General features: G+C 65.3%; 16 protein-coding genes and 1 tRNA gene. 11 read left to right on the top strand and 6 right to left on the bottom strand.

What is annotated here, in order from left to right; genetic code table 11:
- Positions 1-97: 97 nt before the first annotated feature.
- Together CA833_RS13475 and CA833_RS13480 are read right to left on the bottom strand one after the other, a co-directional pair.
- A complete protein-coding gene (locus CA833_RS13475) occupies positions 98-511 on the bottom strand; it encodes a holin family protein (RefSeq protein WP_207078306.1) in 414 nt (137 codons plus the stop codon).
- Between the two features lie 221 nt (positions 512-732).
- A tRNA-Pro gene (locus tag CA833_RS13480) sits at positions 733-809 on the bottom strand.
- Between the two features lie 342 nt (positions 810-1151).
- Between CA833_RS13480 and yajC the strand changes: the two genes are divergently transcribed.
- From yajC to secF, 3 genes are read left to right on the top strand one after another with little or no spacing between them, the layout of a single operon-like run.
- Entirely contained in the window at positions 1152-1487 is a 336-nt protein-coding gene (gene yajC / locus CA833_RS13485; protein WP_142634549.1) for a preprotein translocase subunit YajC, read from the top strand.
- 53 nt (positions 1488-1540) lie between these two features.
- Positions 1541-3157: a protein translocase subunit SecD gene (gene secD, locus CA833_RS13490; protein ID WP_207078307.1), complete on the top strand. Its 1617-nt coding sequence runs from the start codon at positions 1541-1543 to the stop codon at positions 3155-3157.
- 13 nt (positions 3158-3170) lie between these two features.
- On the top strand, positions 3171-4157 hold the full coding sequence (gene secF, locus CA833_RS13495) for a protein translocase subunit SecF (protein ID WP_207078308.1): 987 nt from the start codon (positions 3171-3173) through the stop codon (positions 4155-4157).
- Positions 4158-4267: 110 nt separating this feature from the next.
- Here secF and CA833_RS13500 read toward each other — a convergent pair whose 3' ends face one another.
- Both CA833_RS13500 and CA833_RS13505 read right to left on the bottom strand, forming a co-directional pair.
- Positions 4268-6109, bottom strand: coding sequence for a DUF885 family protein (locus tag CA833_RS13500; protein WP_207078309.1), 1842 nt, complete (start codon positions 6107-6109; stop codon positions 4268-4270).
- 129 nt (positions 6110-6238) lie between these two features.
- A complete protein-coding gene (locus CA833_RS13505) occupies positions 6239-6709 on the bottom strand; it encodes a DUF6456 domain-containing protein (protein ID WP_207078310.1) in 471 nt (156 codons plus the stop codon).
- An 89-nt stretch (positions 6710-6798) separates the two neighbouring features.
- Here CA833_RS13505 and CA833_RS13510 point away from each other — a divergent pair, with 89 nt between their 5' ends.
- Together CA833_RS13510 and CA833_RS13515 are read left to right on the top strand one after the other, a co-directional pair.
- The gene (locus tag CA833_RS13510; RefSeq protein ID WP_207078311.1) at positions 6799-7371 is read left to right on the top strand and encodes a helix-turn-helix domain-containing protein; all 573 of its coding nucleotides are present in this window, start codon (positions 6799-6801) and stop codon (positions 7369-7371) included.
- Positions 7372-7394: 23 nt separating this feature from the next.
- On the top strand, positions 7395-8636 hold the full coding sequence (locus CA833_RS13515) for a glycosyltransferase (RefSeq protein WP_207078312.1): 1242 nt from the start codon (positions 7395-7397) through the stop codon (positions 8634-8636).
- A 3-nt stretch (positions 8637-8639) separates the two neighbouring features.
- Here CA833_RS13515 and CA833_RS13520 read toward each other — a convergent pair whose 3' ends face one another.
- Positions 8640-10433 (bottom strand): ABC-F family ATP-binding cassette domain-containing protein, encoded by a 1794-nt coding sequence (locus CA833_RS13520; RefSeq protein WP_207078313.1) that lies wholly within the window; start codon positions 10431-10433, stop codon positions 8640-8642.
- Positions 10434-10632: 199 nt separating this feature from the next.
- Between CA833_RS13520 and CA833_RS13525 the strand changes: the two genes are divergently transcribed.
- The 4 genes from CA833_RS13525 (at position 10633) to CA833_RS13540 (ending at position 13651) form a co-directional block, all read left to right on the top strand.
- On the top strand, positions 10633-10929 hold the full coding sequence (locus CA833_RS13525) for a PepSY domain-containing protein (protein ID WP_242526103.1): 297 nt from the start codon (positions 10633-10635) through the stop codon (positions 10927-10929).
- Between the two features lie 231 nt (positions 10930-11160).
- Positions 11161-11838, top strand: coding sequence for a response regulator transcription factor (locus CA833_RS13530; RefSeq protein ID WP_142634532.1), 678 nt, complete (start codon positions 11161-11163; stop codon positions 11836-11838).
- Positions 11839-11845: 7 nt separating this feature from the next.
- Positions 11846-13261, top strand: a complete 1416-nt coding sequence (locus CA833_RS13535) for a HAMP domain-containing sensor histidine kinase (protein WP_207078315.1) — start codon at positions 11846-11848, stop codon at positions 13259-13261.
- 186 nt (positions 13262-13447) lie between these two features.
- The gene (locus CA833_RS13540; RefSeq protein ID WP_142634528.1) at positions 13448-13651 is read left to right on the top strand and encodes a hypothetical protein; all 204 of its coding nucleotides are present in this window, start codon (positions 13448-13450) and stop codon (positions 13649-13651) included.
- 67 nt (positions 13652-13718) lie between these two features.
- Here CA833_RS13540 and CA833_RS13545 read toward each other — a convergent pair whose 3' ends face one another.
- Positions 13719-14018: a chorismate mutase gene (locus CA833_RS13545; protein WP_207078316.1), complete on the bottom strand. Its 300-nt coding sequence runs from the start codon at positions 14016-14018 to the stop codon at positions 13719-13721.
- Between the two features lie 152 nt (positions 14019-14170).
- Between CA833_RS13545 and CA833_RS13550 the strand changes: the two genes are divergently transcribed.
- Both CA833_RS13550 and CA833_RS13555 read left to right on the top strand, forming a co-directional pair.
- Positions 14171-15187, top strand: coding sequence for a polyprenyl synthetase family protein (locus tag CA833_RS13550; RefSeq protein ID WP_142634524.1), 1017 nt, complete (start codon positions 14171-14173; stop codon positions 15185-15187).
- Positions 15188-15531: 344 nt separating this feature from the next.
- Positions 15532-16632, top strand: coding sequence for a linear amide C-N hydrolase (locus CA833_RS13555; protein ID WP_207078317.1), 1101 nt, complete (start codon positions 15532-15534; stop codon positions 16630-16632).

A 16632-nucleotide genomic window follows, 5' to 3' on the forward strand; every position in this document is an offset into this window, starting at 1 on the left:
CGCAGGTGCGCCGCTGCTGCCAAGCGCGGGAGGGGGAGGCTCCCGCCAAGGCGGGCTTGCCGGGAGCCGGGTGGTCTGTCGCGGGATCGGCGAGCGATCAGCGATCGGAGCCCCTGGCCTTGCCCCACTGGCGCATCGCCGAATAGCCCAGATAGCCGGTCCCGAAGAGCGCGTAGAGCGGTTCGGGAATGCCGCCGAGATAGCCGGTCATGCTGGCGGCGATGGCATGGGCGGCCTGCGGGCTGAAAGCGCCGATCAGGCCCATCGGCAGGGACCACAGCAGCATGACGTAGATGACGTAGAGGAAGCTCGGGCGGGCGCGGCTGGTCCAGGGGTCGGATGAGCCGGCCTCCGCGACGATGGCCGAGAGGCTCGCCTGAAGCATCTGCAGTTCCTGGGTGTTTTCCATCCTGAGCAGTTCGAGCTTCGCGCGGTCGCGGGCTTCGGGGTCGGGGATGACCTTGTCGATGATGCGGGTGACGGGACCGAGGATCGAATCGAGCAGTGGCATGGGCAGGCACTCCGTTTCGGATTGAGGCCCGAAACCAGATAGCCAAATCGGCCGATGTAGGAAAATGCGCTCCGGCGCGCGGGCTGCATGCTGCGCGCGGCGTGTGTGCGGGAGGGGCGCCGATCGTGCCGGCCCGGTCGATGCGAGGCTGATACGAGGCTGATACGAGGCCGATACGAAAACGCCGCCTCCTGCGCGAAGCAGGAAGCGGCGGTTTTCATTGGTCGGGACGAGAGGATTCGAACCTCCGACCCCCACACCCCCAGTGTGATGCGCTACCAGGCTGCGCTACGTCCCGACCGGAGCGCGGCCTATAGGCAGGGCTTTTCGATTGCGCAAGCACCCTTTTGCGACTTTTTGCGCCGCCCCTGACACTAGGCTGTGGATGAAATGGCAAAATGCCGCTTGCGGCGCGGGGCGTCTTGAAGTGGCGGCGAGGAATGCCATTTGCCGGTGATCCGGGGCGGGGCGCGTATCTGCCTGCGTTGCCAGCCTTACGCTTTATTGCTAACCGCGCCCATCCGATGAAATCCGGCGACGGTGTTTCGGGCGGGGCGCGCCGCAAATCCGGTCCATGCGGATTTATCGACGAAGGCGCGATTCCTCGCCGGGACAAAACGACAGAAGGCCTTCCATCTCAATGCAAAGCTCGATCATCAACCTGCTTGCCGCCGCCGCGCCCGCGGGTGCTCCGCCCGCGTGGATCCAGTACCTGCCCTTCGTGGCGATGGCGGCGATCTTCTGGTTCCTCATCATGCGTCCGCAGATGAAGCAGCAGAAGGAACACCGCGCCAAGCTCGCCGACCTCAAGAAGGGCGACGAAGTGCTGACCGGCGGCGGTTTTGTCGGCAAGATCGTCAAGGTCGACGACAACTATGCCGACGTCCAGCTGGCACAGGGCCTGGTCGTCAAGGCCGTGAAGTCGACCATCGTCGACGTCATCCCGCCCGCCGGCTCGAAGCCCGCCAACGACTGAGGCGTGGATCGAGACGTCTCGATCCTGCATCCAATTGAGAGAAGCCTGAGGCTATGCTCGAATTTTCCACCTGGAAGAAGGCCTGGTACTGGGCGCTGACGCTGTTCTTCTGCGCCTGCGCCCTGCCTTCGCTGGTTGCGCTGGCGCCGAACGTGCGCTGGCCCAGCGCTCTTCCCGATCACAAGATCAACCTTGGCCTCGACCTTGCCGGCGGCAGCCGCCTGCTGCTCGAAGCCAACCGCGACCAGGTTACCCAGCAGCGTCTGGAAGCCATGGAAGAGTCGGTCCGTACCCGTCTCGGCCAGGCCCAGCCGGTGATCGCCATCGGCGATGTCTCCAGCTCGGGCGGCAAGCTTGCCTTCACCGTGCGCGATGCCTCGCAGGTCGACGCCGCGCGTGAGGCTATCCTGCCGCTGACTTCGGGCGCAGGCCTTTCCGGCCAGCGCGACTGGGACATCACCGTGGAGGACGGCAACCGCTTTGTCCTCGTGCCGACGCAGGCCGGCATCGACCTGGCGATCAGCAGCGCGATGGAGACCGCGGTCGAGGTGGTGCGCAAGCGTATCGACGCGCTGGGCACCAAGGAGCCCGACATCCGCCGTCTCGGCGGCACCCGCATCGACGTGCAGGTGCCCGGTCTCCAGGACCCGCAGGCCCTGAAGAACCTGCTCGGCCAGACCGCCAAGCTCGAGTTCAAGATGGTCGACGAGACCGCCTTGCCGAGCGACCTTGCCAAGGGCGCGATCCCGCCGGGCGACGAGATCGTTCCCTGGGCCGATCCCAAGGATGCGGCCGCGCAGGGCGTGCCGGTGCTGGCGGTCAAGCGTCTCGGCGGCATCAAGGGCGACGAACTGACCGACGCCAAGCAGCAGTTCGAGCAGAAGACCAACGCCGCGGTCGTCTCGATCACCTTCAACCAGCAGGGCGGCGAGAAGTTCGCCAAGCTGACCACCGACAATGTCGGCAAGCGCTTTGCCATCATCCTCGACGGCAAGGTGCTCTCGGCGCCCAGCATCCGCGAGCCGATCCTGGGCGGCGGTGCGCAGATCTCGGGCAGCTTCACCGTGCAGTCGGCCACCCAGCTGGCCATCGCGCTGCGTTCGGGCGCGCTGCCGGTCGACCTCACCGTGGTCGAGGAACGCACAGTCGGTCCCGACCTTGGCGCCGATTCGATCCAGAAGGGCATCGTCGCCATGGGCGTCGGCACCGGCCTGCTGATGATCTTCATCCTCGTCACCTACGGCCGCTTCGGCGTCTACGCCAATGTCGCGCTGGTGGTGAACGTGCTGATGATCCTGGGCGTCATGGGCCTTGCCGGCACCACGCTGACGCTGCCGGGCATCGCCGGCTTCGTGCTGACCATCGGCGCGGCGGTTGACGCCAACGTGCTGATCAACGAGCGCATCCGCGAGGAACGCCATCGCGGCCGCCGTGTCGTGCAGGCGGTGGAACTGGGCTACAAGGAAGCCAGCCGCGCGATCTTCGACGCGAACCTGACCAACGTGATCGCGGCCGTGCTGATGGCGGGCTTCGGCACGGGTCCGGTGCGCGGCTTCGCGATCGTGCTGCTGATCGGTATCGCCACTTCGGTGTTCACCGCCGTGACCATGACCCGCATGTGGGTCGCCGGCTGGCTGCGCAAGGCGCGGCCGGCGGACCTGAACCTGTAAGAGGAGAGGACAGATGAAGCTCCTCAAGCTCGTTCCCGACCACACCAACATCCACTTCCTGCGCTGGCGGGTGCCGTTCTACGTCATGAGCTTCCTGCTGATGGCGGCGTCGATCGGCCTGATCGCGACCAAGGGCCTGAACCTGGGCGTCGACTTTGTCGGCGGCCAGGTGATCCGCGTGACCTTCGCGGAAGGCACCGATGCACCGGTGGCGCCGCTGCGCACCGAGATCGAGAAGCTGGGCTTCGGCGAGCCGATCATCCAGCGCTTCGGCAAGCCGAACGAGATCTCGATCCGCATGAAGCTGCCCGAAGGCGCGGACAAGAATCCCAAGCTTTCGGACGCGATGGCGGGCAAGATCACCACCGACATCCGCGCGCACCACAGCGGCGCGCGGATCGACGGGGTCGATTCGGTCTCGGGCAAGGTCTCGGGCGAACTCGGTCACAGCGCCATGCTGGCGCTCGGCCTCGCGGCCCTGGCGGTCGCCGCCTACATCTGGATCCGCTTCGAGTGGCAGTTCGGTGTCGGCGCGCTGTTCAGCCTTGTCCACGACGTGACGCTGACGCTGGGCATGTTCGCGCTGACGCAGATGGAGTTCGACCTCAACATCGTTGCCGCATTGCTCACGCTGATCGGTTATTCGCTGAACGACACGATCGTCGTCTACGACCGCATCCGCGAGAACATGAAGAAGTATCGCAAGATGCCGATGCCCGAGCTGCTCGACCTTTCGGTCAACGAGACGCTGGCGCGCACCATCGTGACCTCGCTGTCGATGCTGATCACGCTGCTGGCGCTGCTGCTGATGGGTCCGGACGTGATCTTCGGCTTCACCGCGGCGATCGTGCTGGGCATCTTTGTCGGCACCTACAGCTCGATCTACATGGCGGCACCGATCCTTATCTGGCTTGGCGTGAACAGCGAAAGCTTCGTCAAGACCGAGAGCGAGATCGACCGTCAGGACCGCCTCGCGCGGGAGCGCGGCGCGCGCCCTTGAGGCGTATCTCGCACGCCACCATGACGAAGGGGCCGCTCCCGCGAGGGAACGGCCCCTTTTTTGTCGGCTACCCCGGGTTCAACCCCTGCCAGGTGCGTTTCAGATGTGCCTCAGGCCTGCTTGAGGCGTTCGGCGATGCGCTCGTCCACGCGCTTGTCGAGCATCGAAAGCGGCATCACCCCTTCGGCCAGGATCGCGTGGAACCAGGGCAGGGTGAACTTGTCGCCCAGCGCCTTTTGCGACCTGGCGCGGGCGCGCATCCAGGCGGTGTGGCCCATCTTGTACGAGCAGGCCTGGCCGATCATCGTGCAGTAACGCTCAACCTCGCGCTGCGAGCGCGGCCGGGCGAAGCCGACTGTCTCGACCATGTAGTCGGTCGCCTTCTCGCGGCTCCATTTGTAGTGGTGGATGCCGGTGTCGATCACCAGGCGGGCGGCGCGGAACAGGTAGCTCTGAAGATAGCCCGCGCGTTCGAGGCCGCTGTAGGCGCCCAGTTCGTCGGCCAGCTGCTCGGCATAGAGCGCCCAGCCTTCGCCATAGGCCGAGATGAAGCTGTTCTTCAGCATCATCGGCAGTTCGCCGCCGCTCTGCGCGAAGCCGCCCTGCAGGTGGTGGCCCGGGACGCCTTCGTGGTAGGTGAGGGAGGGCAGGGTATATTTCGGCCAGTCGGCCACGTCCTTGAGGTTGATCCAGTAGATCGCCGGGCGCGAGCCATCGAGCGGGGCGCGGTAATAATAGCCGTTGGGAGCGCCGTCCTGGATCTCGGGCGGAACGCGGCGGATTTCGAGCGGCTGCTGCGGCGGATTGTCGAAGGCCTGCGGCAGCTTCGTGTACATCTGCCGGATGCCTTCGTTGAGCGCCGCGATCAATTCGCTGCGCCCGGCATCGGTATTGGCGTAAAGCTGGTCCGGCCGCTTGTTGAGCGCGTCGAGACGGGCGCCGACCGATCCGGTGGTGAGCCCGGCAGTCTTGAGGATCGTGTCGAGCTGCGCGCTCAGGTCTGCCACCTGGTCGAGGCCGATCTGGTGGACCTGTTCGGGCGTGTCGTCGGTGGTGATCGCCTGCTTCAGGGCTTCGGCGTAGATCTCGTCGCCGCGCGCGATGCGCCATGCACCGTCACCGGCGGGCGTGGTCTGGCGCTGCGCCTTGACGAGCGCGATCTGGCGGTCGAGCGCGGGATAGACGTCCTTCTCGACGATGGCGGCAGCGCGGGCCGCCCAGTCACCGTCGAGCCCCTTGGCCTTGGTGCGCTTGACCAGCGAGGCGACGAGGCCGTTCTGTGCCGCAGGCGTGCCGCGCAGCTTCTCCATCTGTCCGAGCGCGAGGTCGAGCGACCAGCCCGGTGCGACGATGCCGCGCGCGCCGTAGTCCTTCTGCTGCTGCGTCTCGTCGTCGAGCGCGGTCCTGAAGGCGGCAAGGCGCGAAAGATAGGCCTCGGCGTCGTTCTTGGTCTCGATGGTGTGGCGGCTGTCGAGGAAGTCCGGCAGCGAGAAATAGGCGCCGCCCTGCTGCGAGATCAGGTAGGGCCGCTGGGCGCTGTCGATCTGGAACTTGTCCTGCGAGACGGTGCGCTGGCGAAGCTGATAGAGTGCCAGTTCGCGGTTGCGCTTGCCGGTGGCGCTGAGCGGGGCGGCATCGACGGCCTCGACGGCGGCGATCGCCTTGTGTCCCATCGCCAGGCTGGCGGCACGGCCCTTGGCGCTATCATCGGACAGCTTGAACTTGAGCGGCGCGTACTGCCCTTTGTCGAGGCCGAGTGAGCTCGCCATCTCGGGGCTCTGTGCGAGCGATTCGTAGAACAGGGTGTCGAGCCGGGCGTAGAGCGCCTTGTCGGCGGCATTGAGTGTGGGGGCGGCGGATGAGGCCGTGGCGGCGGCGATCGCGCTGCGCGATGTCAGCAGCCCCCAGGCCAGCCCCGTCGCTGCGCTGGCCATGAATTCTCTACGAAGCATTGTGATCTCCTGGATGCACCCCTGTCGGACGGCCTTGTCGGACGTGCCCTTTCGGACCGCCCTGCCGGATGGCGGCAAGTTGCCGTTCGTTTCCCGGGGCTGCAACAGGAGAGTCACAATCTGCGCGGTCTATTTCGCGATTTTATAATAATCCGCCACCCGGTCGAGCGCGATGCCGAGCACCAGCTTGCCGCTGCGGATCGGCCAGCCCAGTGCCTTTTCCGCAGCAGGCAAGGCTTCGTTTGCGCAGACCACCCGCCACAGCACGTCGCAGAGGCTGGTTCCCGCGGCAGCGATGGCGCCGTCGAACCGGGCCTTGGCCGCCAGTTGCCGCTCTCCATCGGTGAGGCCGGCTGACCCGCCGCCATATCGAACCGGTTCCCATCGCATGGTCGTGCGCGGATTGAGCTGGGCGCGCTCCCAGTCGCTGCGCAGCAGTTCGCCGGCAGCGAAGCGGCGGTCGCACAAGTGGCCGCGGGCGTGCAGCCAGGTGAGCGAGGATTCGGCGAGGTTCACGGTCACGCTGCGGCGCTTGCGGGCTGCGCTGGTCCGGACCGGCCCCTCGCTGGTGACTTCGCGTTCGACAAGCTGCTGTTTCATCGGGTGCCTCCTGATAACGTAGGCGCAACTTGCCAAAACGGATTGCTTGTAGGAAAGCGATAACCTGTTTGGTTATTCGAAGGCCGCCCGTGATCAACCGCATCCGTGACATCCGCCAGCAGAAGGGGCTGACATTGGCCGATGTCGCCGCTGCCTGCCGCCCGGCAACCACGGCCCAGACCATCGGGCGGCTCGAGACCGGGATGCGCACGCTTTCGCTGGGCTGGATGAACCGCATCGCCGCGGCGCTCGATGTCGCGCCGGAACTTCTGCTGCGCAGCGAAAGCCGCGAACCGGCGATGATCGTCGCGGTTCTCACCGAGGATGGCGTGGAGGCGCCGCACATGCAGCGCGAGGCCGTACTGCCCAGCGAGCTTGCAGCCGAAGCGCCCTGGCTGGTGCTGGAGGTGGAAAGTTCCGCCGGAGACTACCGGGCGGGCGATCAGGTGTGGCTGCGCCAGCATCCGCCCGGGCATGCGGCGCGGCTGCTCAACCGCGACGTGCTGGTGCCGCGTCCGGCCGGGCGTTTCGCATTCGGGCGTCTGATCGGCTGCGAGGAGAGCGGCATCGTGCTTTCACCCCCGGCGACCGGGCGGCAGCAGGCCAGGGTGGAACATCCGCAGTGGCTGGCCGTTGCCGAAATGCTGGTCAGAAAGCTCTAACTTCTGCCGCGTAGAGGGCCTTCATGCGCATCCTGTCGATAGCCACGCTGTTTCCCAATCCCGCCAAGCCGTCCTTCGGGATCTTTGTCGGCAACCAGATGCGCGCGGTGGTCGCCGATGGCGCCGTCGATCTCACGATGGTGAGCCCGATCGGGGTGCCGCCCTGGCCGCTGTCGCGGCGCAAGCCTTACGATGCCCTCTCGGCATTGCCTGAGGAAAGTGACGCATCGGGGATCGCGGTTCACTATCCCCAGTTCACCCTGATCCCCAAGCTCGGCGGCGACAGCAATCCTGCCCGGATCGCAAGAGCGGTGCTGCCGCTCGCCCGCCGTCTTCACGGCGAACAGCCGTTCGATCTGGTGGACGCCCAGTTCTTTTTCCCGGACGGGCCGGCGGCCGCCATTGTTGCGCGTGCACTGGGTCTGCCGCTGACCATCAAGTCGCGCGGGGCGGACATCCACTATTGGGGCAAGCGACCGGCGGCCCTGGTGCAGATGCTTGGCGCCGCGCAGCAGGCTGCGGGATTGCTGGCGGTGAGCGAGGCGCTGCGGGCGGACATGATCGCACTGGGCATGCCGGCCGACCGGATCACCGTGCATTATACCGGCCTTGACCGGGAGCGTTTCCATCCCGTCGAACGCGGCGCCGCGCGGGCGCTGGTTTCGGCGGTGCCGGAACTGGGCATCTGGTCGCAGGGACCGCTGATCGTGACGCCCGGCTCACTGATTCCCCGCAAGGGCCAGCGGCTGGTGATCGAGGCGCTGGCGCAGCTTCCCGATGTGCGCCTTGCGCTTGCCGGGGTGGGCGAGGACGAGCGGGCCTTGCGGGCGCTGGCGGCGTCGCTCGGCGTGGATGAGCGCGTGCATTTCCTCGGGCAGGTCGGGCATGACCTGCTGCCTCATCTGCTCTGTGCCGCCGATGTGCTGGTACTGCCTTCGGCAAGCGAGGGGCTGGCCAATGTCTGGATCGAGGGGCTGGCCTGCGGCACGCCCATCGTCATCCCCGATATCGGCGGTGCCCGCGAAGTGGTGCAGGACCCCAGCGCGGGCCGCCTTGCCCAGCGCACGCCGGCGGCCATTGCCGAGGCGGTGCGCGACATTCTTGCCGATCCGCCCGGGCAGGAGCAGGTCTCGGCCAACGTGACGCGGTTCTCCTGGGGCGTCAACGCCGCGAACCTCGTGCGCTTCTGGCGCGCGGTTCTGGATGGCGATCCGCTTGGGCAAGGGCCGGACGTGGCAGTGCAGGACGCCCCGGCGGCGTCCTGACGCTCAGCCCTCTACCTGCTCGGCGAGTTCGAGCCAGCGTTCTTCGGCGGTGTCCTTGTCGCGGCGCGCCTTTTCGATGGCGGCGCTGAGGCTGGCGAATTTCGCGGGATCGCGGGTGTAGAGCGCAGGATCGGCCAGCGTCTCCTCGTCGCGGGTGATCTGGGCCTCCAGCTCTTCGATCTTCTTGGGCAGCAACTCGTAGTCACGCTGGTCCTTGTAGGAGAGCTTGCCCTTTTTCGGCGGCGGCGGCGGGGCCGCATTGGTGCTTTCCTTGGCCTTGGCTTTGCCCGCGCTGGTGCGCTCGCGGCGCTTGGCTTCCCAGTCGGCATAGCCGCCGGCGATGACGTCGATATGGCCGGAGCCGTCTAGCCCGAGCGTGACGTTGACGGTGCGGTCGAGGAAGTCGCGGTCGTGGCTGACGATCAGCACGGTGCCGTTGTAGTCGGCGATCACTTCCTGCAGCAGGTCGAGCGTTTCGAGGTCGAGGTCGTTGGTCGGCTCGTCGAGCACCAGCAGGTTGGAGGTGCGGGCGAATTCGCGCGCGAACAGCAGACGCGAACGTTCGCCGCCCGAAAGCGTGCCGACTTTCGCCTCGACGAGGCCGGGATCGAACAGGAAGTCCTTGAGATAACCCTGGATGTGTTTACGCACGCCGACCACGTCGATCCAGTCGCCGCCTTCGGCCAGCACGTCGCGGATGCGCAGTTCCGGGCTCATGCGGCTGCGCTGCTGGTCGATCACCGTGGCATCGAGCGTGGCGGCCCGTGTCACCGTGCCGGAATCGGGCTGCAACTCGCCCATCAGGATCTTGAGCAGGGTGGTCTTGCCGGAGCCATTCGCGCCGACCACGCCGATGCGGTCGCCGCGCTGGATGCGCAAGTTGAAATCCTTGATGATCGTGCGCTGGGCCTCGCCCTCGCCGAATTTCTTGGTCACGTGTTCGGCGACGATGACCGATTTGGTCTTGCTGTCGTCCGCCACCACGGCCAGCTTCGCGGCGCCTTGGGGGCCCATCATCGACGCCCGCTGGGCGCGCATTTCCCAAAGCTTGGCAAGGCGGCCCTGGTTGCGCTTGCGCCGCGCGGTGACGCCGCGTTCCAGCCAGTGGGCCTCGATCTTGAGTTTGGCGTCGAGCTTCTGCGCAGCGCGGGCTTCCTCGGCGTAGACTTCGTCTTCCCATGCCTCGTAGCCGCCGAAACCGATGTCGCGGCGGCGCAGGCCGCCCCTGTCGAGCCAGAGCGTGGCGTTGGTGAGCCGGGTCAGGAAGGTCCGGTCGTGGCTGATCACCACGAAGGCGCCGTTGTAGCGCTGCAGCCAGGATTCCAGCCAGTCGATCGCGGCAAGGTCGAGGTGGTTGGTCGGTTCGTCGAGCAGCAGCAGGTCTGGCTCGGAGGCGAGCGCCCGGCACAGGGCGGCGCGGCGGCGCTCACCGCCCGAGGCGCTCTTGGCCTCGCGCGAGAGGTCGATGCCGAGCTGGTCGGCAATCGCTTCCACTTCGTGCTGCTGGGGCGCATCGTCACCATGGATCGCGAAGTCGAGCAGGGTGTCGAAACCGGTGAAGAACGGGTCCTGCTCCAGCGTAACCACGCGCATGCCCGGCTGGACCGAGCGGGTACCCTTGTCTGCGTCGACGGTGCCCGCGATCAGCTTGAGCAAGGTGCTCTTGCCCGCACCATTGCGGCCGATCAGCGCCAGCCGGTCGCGCGGGGCGATGTTGATGTCGAGGTCCTGGAAGAGCCAGCCGGAGCCCTGGATCAGGCCGAGGCCTTCCCAGCTGAGGATAGGTGCGATTGCCATAGCTGCGCGCCCTACAGGCAGTGGCGACGGGCGGCAAGCGGGGGTAGGGCTGTGCAGAGTCTCGCAGCTCCGGTTAACTGCGTGGGATTCCTGCAACACATTTCAGTCAGTGCCACCTTCCTGCCACATTCAGGACTTGTTCAAGCCCCGTCGCTTAGGCACCCAAGTCATTATGAAACGGCTCGTCTCCTCTCTCGCGATGACTGGCGCACTTTTCGGCGCAGCGGTCGCGTTCGTCGCTCCTTCGGTCGTTGCGCAGGCTGCCGATCCCGGCGGGGATCAGGGTGAGGCACGCCGCGAGCGCAAGGCAGGCAACATCCTGTCGATCCGTCAGATCGAGCAGATGGTCCTGCCGCGCATGAACGGCATGCAGTATCTCGGCCCCGATTACGATCCGGCGGCGATGGCCTACCGCCTCAAGTTCATCCAGAACGGCAAGATCTTTTTTGTCGATGTCGATGCCCGGACCGGGCGCGTGATCGGGCAATCGCATTAGGCCGCCCGGCGCCCGGCACGGATTGACCAATGACCGGAAAATGCGTGGCAAGACGGGTGTTTGGCCCGGCCTGCCAGGCCCATCGGGATCACAACCCGGGCCCGTGCGTTTCACCTCTGTGCGCAGCTGTTGGTCAGTCATCCTGCCTTGCTTGACGCACCGGGGCTTTCGCCCCATTTCCAACCCTGATTTCGCCGCCCGTTCCTGGGCGCCCCCGAGGGAGAGACCGAATTGCGCATCCTGATCGTCGAGGATGAACCCACGCTCGGCAACCAGCTGAAGACCACGCTCGAACAGAACGGCTATGCCGTGGACCTGTCGACCGACGGTGAGGACGGGCACTTTCTCGGCTCGACCGAAGAATACGATGCCGTGATCCTTGACCTGGGCCTGCCTGAAATCGATGGGCTGACCGTGCTCGGCATGTGGCGCCGCGAGGGGCGTACGTTCCCGGTGCTGGTGCTTACTGCCCGCGATTCCTGGTCGGACAAGGTCGCCGGGCTCGATGCCGGTGCCGACGACTATCTCGCCAAGCCGTTCCAGACCGAGGAACTGATCGCCCGTCTGCGCGCGCTGATCCGCCGCGCCTCGGGCAATACTTCCAGCGAGCTGACTGCGGGCGACGTGCGTCTCGATACGCGCTCCGGCCGCGTTACGCTGGCCGGCGAGCCGGTCAAGATGACCGCGCAGGAATACAAGCTGTTGTCCTACCTCATGCACCACAAGGGCAAGGTGGTCAGCCGCACCGAATTGATCGAGCATATCTACGATCAGGATTTCGACCGCGATTCGAACACGATCGAGGTCTTTGTCACGCGTATCCGCAAGAAGCTGGGCGCCGACGTCATCACCACGATCCGCGGACTTGGCTATAGTCTCGACGACCCGGCCGAGCCTGGCCGCGGCTGAGGTTTCCATGACACAAGCGCCGACCAGCGGCGCCGCAGAACCCGCACCCGAAAAGCGGGGAGCGGGTTTTGCGCACGAGCGGTCGACCGGCTCGCTGGCCCGGCGCATGATGCTGATCGCGGCAGGCTGGATCTCGATCCTCCTGCTGGTTGGCGGACTGGCGCTCGACCATGCGCTGAGCGGCATCGTCACGCGCAATTTCGACGAGCAGCTGGGCTACATGCTTACCGGCATGATCGGGTCGGCCGAAATCGGCCCCGACGGCGAGGTGTTTTTCAACCGCCCGCTCGGCGACCAGCGCTTCCTCGAACCGAACTCGGGCCTCTACTGGCAGATTCGCGGCAAGGGACACGAGGACTTCCCCTCCCGCTCGTTGTGGGATCGCAGCCTGGCGGTGCCGGACGATCACTTCGACGCGCAGTTGCACGTCTACGATTCGAACCAGTTCCCCGGTGAGCCACTGCGCGTGATGGAGCGCTCCATCATCCTGCCGGGCAGCAATACCAAGTGGATGTTCACGGTGGCGGCGAGCCGTGCCGAGAACAATGAACAGATCAAGATGAACCGCGCGATCCTGCTCTACAGCTTCGTCGCGCTGGGTTTCGGGCTGCTGCTGATGGCGGGCATGCAGACCTGGTACGGCCTGTTCCCGCTTCGCCATATCCGCCGGGCGATCCAGCGGCTGCGGACGACCGGTTCGGCGCGGGTCAGCGGCCCGCTCCCGCGCGAGGTGGAGCCGCTGGTCGAGGAATTGAACGCACTGCTGGCCCATAACGAGCGGCAGGCGGAAGAGGCGCGCACCCATGCGGGCAATCTCGCCCATGCGCTCAAGACGCCGCTGACGGTGGTGATGAACGCGGCTACCGCCAAGGCGCCCGATCTGGCCGACACGGTGATTCGCGAAGCGGCGGTGATGCGCCGCCAGGTCGACCATCACCTTGCGCGGGCGAGGGCGGTGGGCCGGCGTGCGGTGGGGCAGTCGCGCGCCGACGTCTGGCCGAGCCTCGAGGCGGTGCTGCGGGCGGTGGAGCGGCTCTATGACCAGACCCGTTTCGACCTTGACGGCAATCACGATGCGGTGGTGGCGCTGGAAAAGCAGGATCTTGAGGAAATCCTCGGCAACCTGATCGAGAATGCGGCTAAATATGGCGGCGGCAGTGTTTTTGTCACGGTCGACGCCGTGCGCGATTCGTCCCTTTGCGAGATATGGATCGAGGACGACGGCATGGGCATTCCCGAAGCCGAGAGGATCCGAATCTTTGATCGCGGTGCCCGGCTCGACACCGGCAAGCCCGGCACTGGCCTGGGCCTGGCGATCGTGCGCGACGTGGTGGAAATCTACGGCGGCACCGTGATGCTCGACGAAAGCGAGGACCTGGGCGGCCTGCTGGTCAAGCTGGCGGTGCCGCGCGCCAACAGCTGACCCGGCGATATCTAACCAAGGAGTGGCGGGCTGCCGCCAAGGCTTCTGCGCGAGTGCCCGGCATGCTACACGCTGTTCAAAGGTGAGCTGAAAGCGGGGGGAAGCCGTGTGCCGCGCCTTGCGGACCCCGTCATTCGTCCCCATGGCCGGCGCTCCAGATTCGCGACCCTATCCAAGGAAACCCCCATGACCGATTCCATCTCCCTGACCCTGTCGCCCGACGAAGTCGAAATGCTCGTCGATGCACTCGAAGCCGATCTTGAAGGCTACGTCGAAGCCGCCAAGGAAGCGCGCGAGGACGGCAACAAGGAAGACCTGGAAACCTTTGCGGAAGCGGCCACGCGCATCCAGGGCCTGCTGACCCGTCTGCAGGACCTCGTCGAGGGCTGAAAAGACTGAAAAGGGGGGGAGGCGGCGTGCCGCCTTCTTCCTTATTTGCTGCCGGATAACGGCAGGTTCAACCTGCCTTGGCGCGCTCGTGATGGCGGATCACTTCGTCAATGATGAAGCGGATGAACTTTTCGCCGAAATCGGGATCGAGGTGTGCGTCCTCGGCCAGCTTGCGCAGGCGCACGATCTGGCGTTCCTCCCGGCCCGGATCCGAGGCGGGCAGGTTCTTTTCCGCCTTGTACGTGCCCACGGCCTGGGTGATGCGAAAGCGCTCGGCCAGCATGTGGATCAGCGCGGCGTCGATATTGTCGATGCTGGAGCGGAATGCGGCCAGAACCGGATCGGAAGAGGGCGTGGTCTCGGTCATCGGATCGGTCCGCTAGCACGGCTTGCCTGCCGGTTCCAGCCCGCCTGCGGTCTTGGCGGCGATGCCTGCATGCTTAAGCAATCCCGAAGTTTGACCGGCCGGTGGCATTGGCTCTTGCCTAAACGCCTGCGAACGCGCAATGCGCCGGAACGATGAGTGCCGATGTCATACCCCTGCGCACGCGCGGATCGCAACCTTCCCTCGCTCCCATGCTGGCGCTCACCGCGTCCGGCATGAACAGTGTCAATGCGGTCATTCTTGACCGCATGCAGAGCGAGATTCCCCTCATTCCGGCGCTGGCCGGGCACCTGATCTCGGGCGGCGGCAAGCGCATGCGCCCGATGCTGACGGTGGCCGCGGCGGAGCTGTGCGGCTATCAGGGGACCCGGCATTACAAGCTGGCGGCGGCACTTGAGTTCATTCATACCGCCACGCTGCTGCATGACGACGTTGTCGACGGTTCGGACATGCGCCGCGGCAAGGCGGCAGCCAACATCGTTTTCGGCAATCCGGCCACGGTGCTGGTCGGTGACTTCCTGTTCACCCGCGCCTTCGAACTGATGGTCGAGGATGGCAGCATCCGCGTCCTCAAGATCCTTTCGCGCGCCAGTTCGATCATTGTCGAGGGCGAGGTCGACCAACTGACCGCCCAGCGCAAGATCGAGACGAGCGAGGAACATTACCTCGGCATCATCGGTTCGAAGACGGCTGCGCTGTTCTCGGCCGCGACCCGCATCGCTGCTGCGGTGGCTGAAAAGAGCGATGCGGAGGAGCAGGCGCTCGATACCTTCGGTCGCAATCTCGGCATCGCCTTCCAGCTTGTCGACGATGCGATCGATTACGATTCGGAAGCGTCGGAGTCCGGCAAGGACAAGGGTGACGATTTCCGTGAGGGCAAGATGACCTTGCCGGTCATCCTGGCCTATGCGCGCGGCACTGCCGAGGAGCGCAAGTTCTGGGAGGATGCCATTGCCGGCTTCCGAACCGAGGACGAGGATCTTGCTCATGCCGTCGAACTGATCAATCGCCACGGCTGCGTCGAGGCAACCCGCGAGCGGGCCCGCCTTTACGGCCAGCGGGCGATTGATGCGCTGTCGATCTTCCCGGCTGGCGCCGCGCGTGATGCGATGTGCGAAGCGGTCGAGTTCGCGATCGCGCGCCGCTACTGAACCGGCTGTTGCATCGTCGGACACAATGAAAGCGCGCCGGATACCGGCGCGCTTTTTGTTTGCCCGGAACTCTTGAGGCGGCGATTCCGGGATTGCTCGTTGTCTTGGATAAAAGAATCATAATCGTGTCGCGCTGGTCCGAGATCTCCGGTGATTGAGTGATTTATTTGATCTGTATTATAATTTAGGTTGAATAAACTGGTCGGATTGCGAAAGTATCGCGAATGGTGCTGCAGGCATGGTGCGATTGGCATCTGTTTTCCGCGAACAAGTTGGCGGTTCCCTGCGGAGGCGGCGACTGCTTGCGGATGGCGCTTGACCGTTCCGGCACGAGGAGAGCTCACATGCTGACCCTGAAATTCGCCAAGACGCCTTTCGCGAGGCACGGTTTTCGTCTGCGTGCCTCCGTCTTGGCGCTGTCCGCGCTGCTTGCGGTGGGGGGCGCAGCCGAGGCCTGCACCCGTGCGGTCTATCTCGGCCCGAACGGCAACGTGATCACCGCAAGGTCGATGGACTGGAAGAGCGATATCCTGTCCAACTTGTGGATCCTGCCACGCGGGATGGCGCGCAGCGGTGAAGTGGGGCCGAACTCGATCAAGTGGACCTCAAAATACGGCAGCGTGGTTGTCAGCGGTTATGACGTCTCGACGACGGACGGGGTCAACGAAAAGGGCTTGGAAGCGAACCTGCTGTGGCTGGTCGAATCCAAGTACCCGCCCTTCGATGGGAAGGGAAAGCCCGGCCTCACGATCGCCGCATGGGCGCAGTATGTGCTCGACAATTTCGCCACCGTCGATGAAGCGGTGGCCGCGCTGCGGGGTGAGCCTTTCACCATCGTAACGGATAATGTGCCGGGGGAGGATCGGCTGACGACCGTGCACCTTTCGCTCTCCGATGCGAGCGGCGACAGCGCGATCATCGAGTATATCAACGGCAAGCAGGTCATCCACCACTCGCGCGATTTTCAGGTGATGACGAATTCGCCGACCTTCGACCAGCAACTGGCGCTCAATGCCTACTGGAAGCAGATTGGCGGTACGGTGATGTTGCCAGGCACCAATCGGGCGTCGGATCGCTTCACTCGCGCTGCTTTCTATATCAACGCGATTCCGAAGTCCGAGGATCCGGACAAGGCGCTCGCCGCCGTATTCAGCGTCATTCGCAATGCCTCGGTGCCATATGGCATCACCACGCCAGGCGAGCCGAACATTTCCTCGACCCGTTGGCGCACGGTGTTCGATCACAAGCGTCAACTTTATTTCTTCGAGTCGGCGCTGACGCCCAACACCTTCTGGGTCGATCTGAAGAAGATCGATTTTACGCGGGAGACCGGCAAGGTGAAGATGCTCGATCTCGGCCCCAATCAGGATCACACCTTCTCGGGCGAGGCCTCAGGCCAGTTCGCCGGCCATGCGCCGTTCCGTTTCCTCGGTCTGCCGGGCTGA

The sequence above is a fragment of the Novosphingobium sp. KA1 genome, assembly GCF_017309955.1.
Classification (GTDB): Bacteria; Pseudomonadota; Alphaproteobacteria; order Sphingomonadales; family Sphingomonadaceae; genus Novosphingobium.

Coding starts and splice junctions, on each gene's coding strand:
- CA833_RS13520 (WP_207078313.1), bottom strand. CDS start 10,433: ATGGCAATCGCACCTATCCTCAGCTGGGAAGGCCTCGGCCTGATCCAG.
- secF (WP_207078308.1), top strand. CDS start 3,171: ATGAAGCTCCTCAAGCTCGTTCCCGACCACACCAACATCCACTTCCTG.
- CA833_RS13535 (WP_207078315.1), top strand. CDS start 11,846: ATGACACAAGCGCCGACCAGCGGCGCCGCAGAACCCGCACCCGAAAAG.
- CA833_RS13505 (WP_207078310.1), bottom strand. CDS start 6,709: ATGAAACAGCAGCTTGTCGAACGCGAAGTCACCAGCGAGGGGCCGGTC.
- yajC (WP_142634549.1), top strand. CDS start 1,152: ATGCAAAGCTCGATCATCAACCTGCTTGCCGCCGCCGCGCCCGCGGGT.
- CA833_RS13555 (WP_207078317.1), top strand. CDS start 15,532: ATGCTGACCCTGAAATTCGCCAAGACGCCTTTCGCGAGGCACGGTTTT.
- CA833_RS13500 (WP_207078309.1), bottom strand. CDS start 6,109: ATGCTTCGTAGAGAATTCATGGCCAGCGCAGCGACGGGGCTGGCCTGG.
- CA833_RS13540 (WP_142634528.1), top strand. CDS start 13,448: ATGACCGATTCCATCTCCCTGACCCTGTCGCCCGACGAAGTCGAAATG.
- CA833_RS13525 (WP_242526103.1), top strand. CDS start 10,633: ATGACTGGCGCACTTTTCGGCGCAGCGGTCGCGTTCGTCGCTCCTTCG.
- CA833_RS13515 (WP_207078312.1), top strand. CDS start 7,395: ATGCGCATCCTGTCGATAGCCACGCTGTTTCCCAATCCCGCCAAGCCG.
- CA833_RS13475 (WP_207078306.1), bottom strand. CDS start 511: ATGCCACTGCTCGATTCGATCCTCGGTCCCGTCACCCGCATCATCGAC.
- secD (WP_207078307.1), top strand. CDS start 1,541: ATGCTCGAATTTTCCACCTGGAAGAAGGCCTGGTACTGGGCGCTGACG.
- CA833_RS13550 (WP_142634524.1), top strand. CDS start 14,171: ATGAGTGCCGATGTCATACCCCTGCGCACGCGCGGATCGCAACCTTCC.
- CA833_RS13545 (WP_207078316.1), bottom strand. CDS start 14,018: ATGACCGAGACCACGCCCTCTTCCGATCCGGTTCTGGCCGCATTCCGC.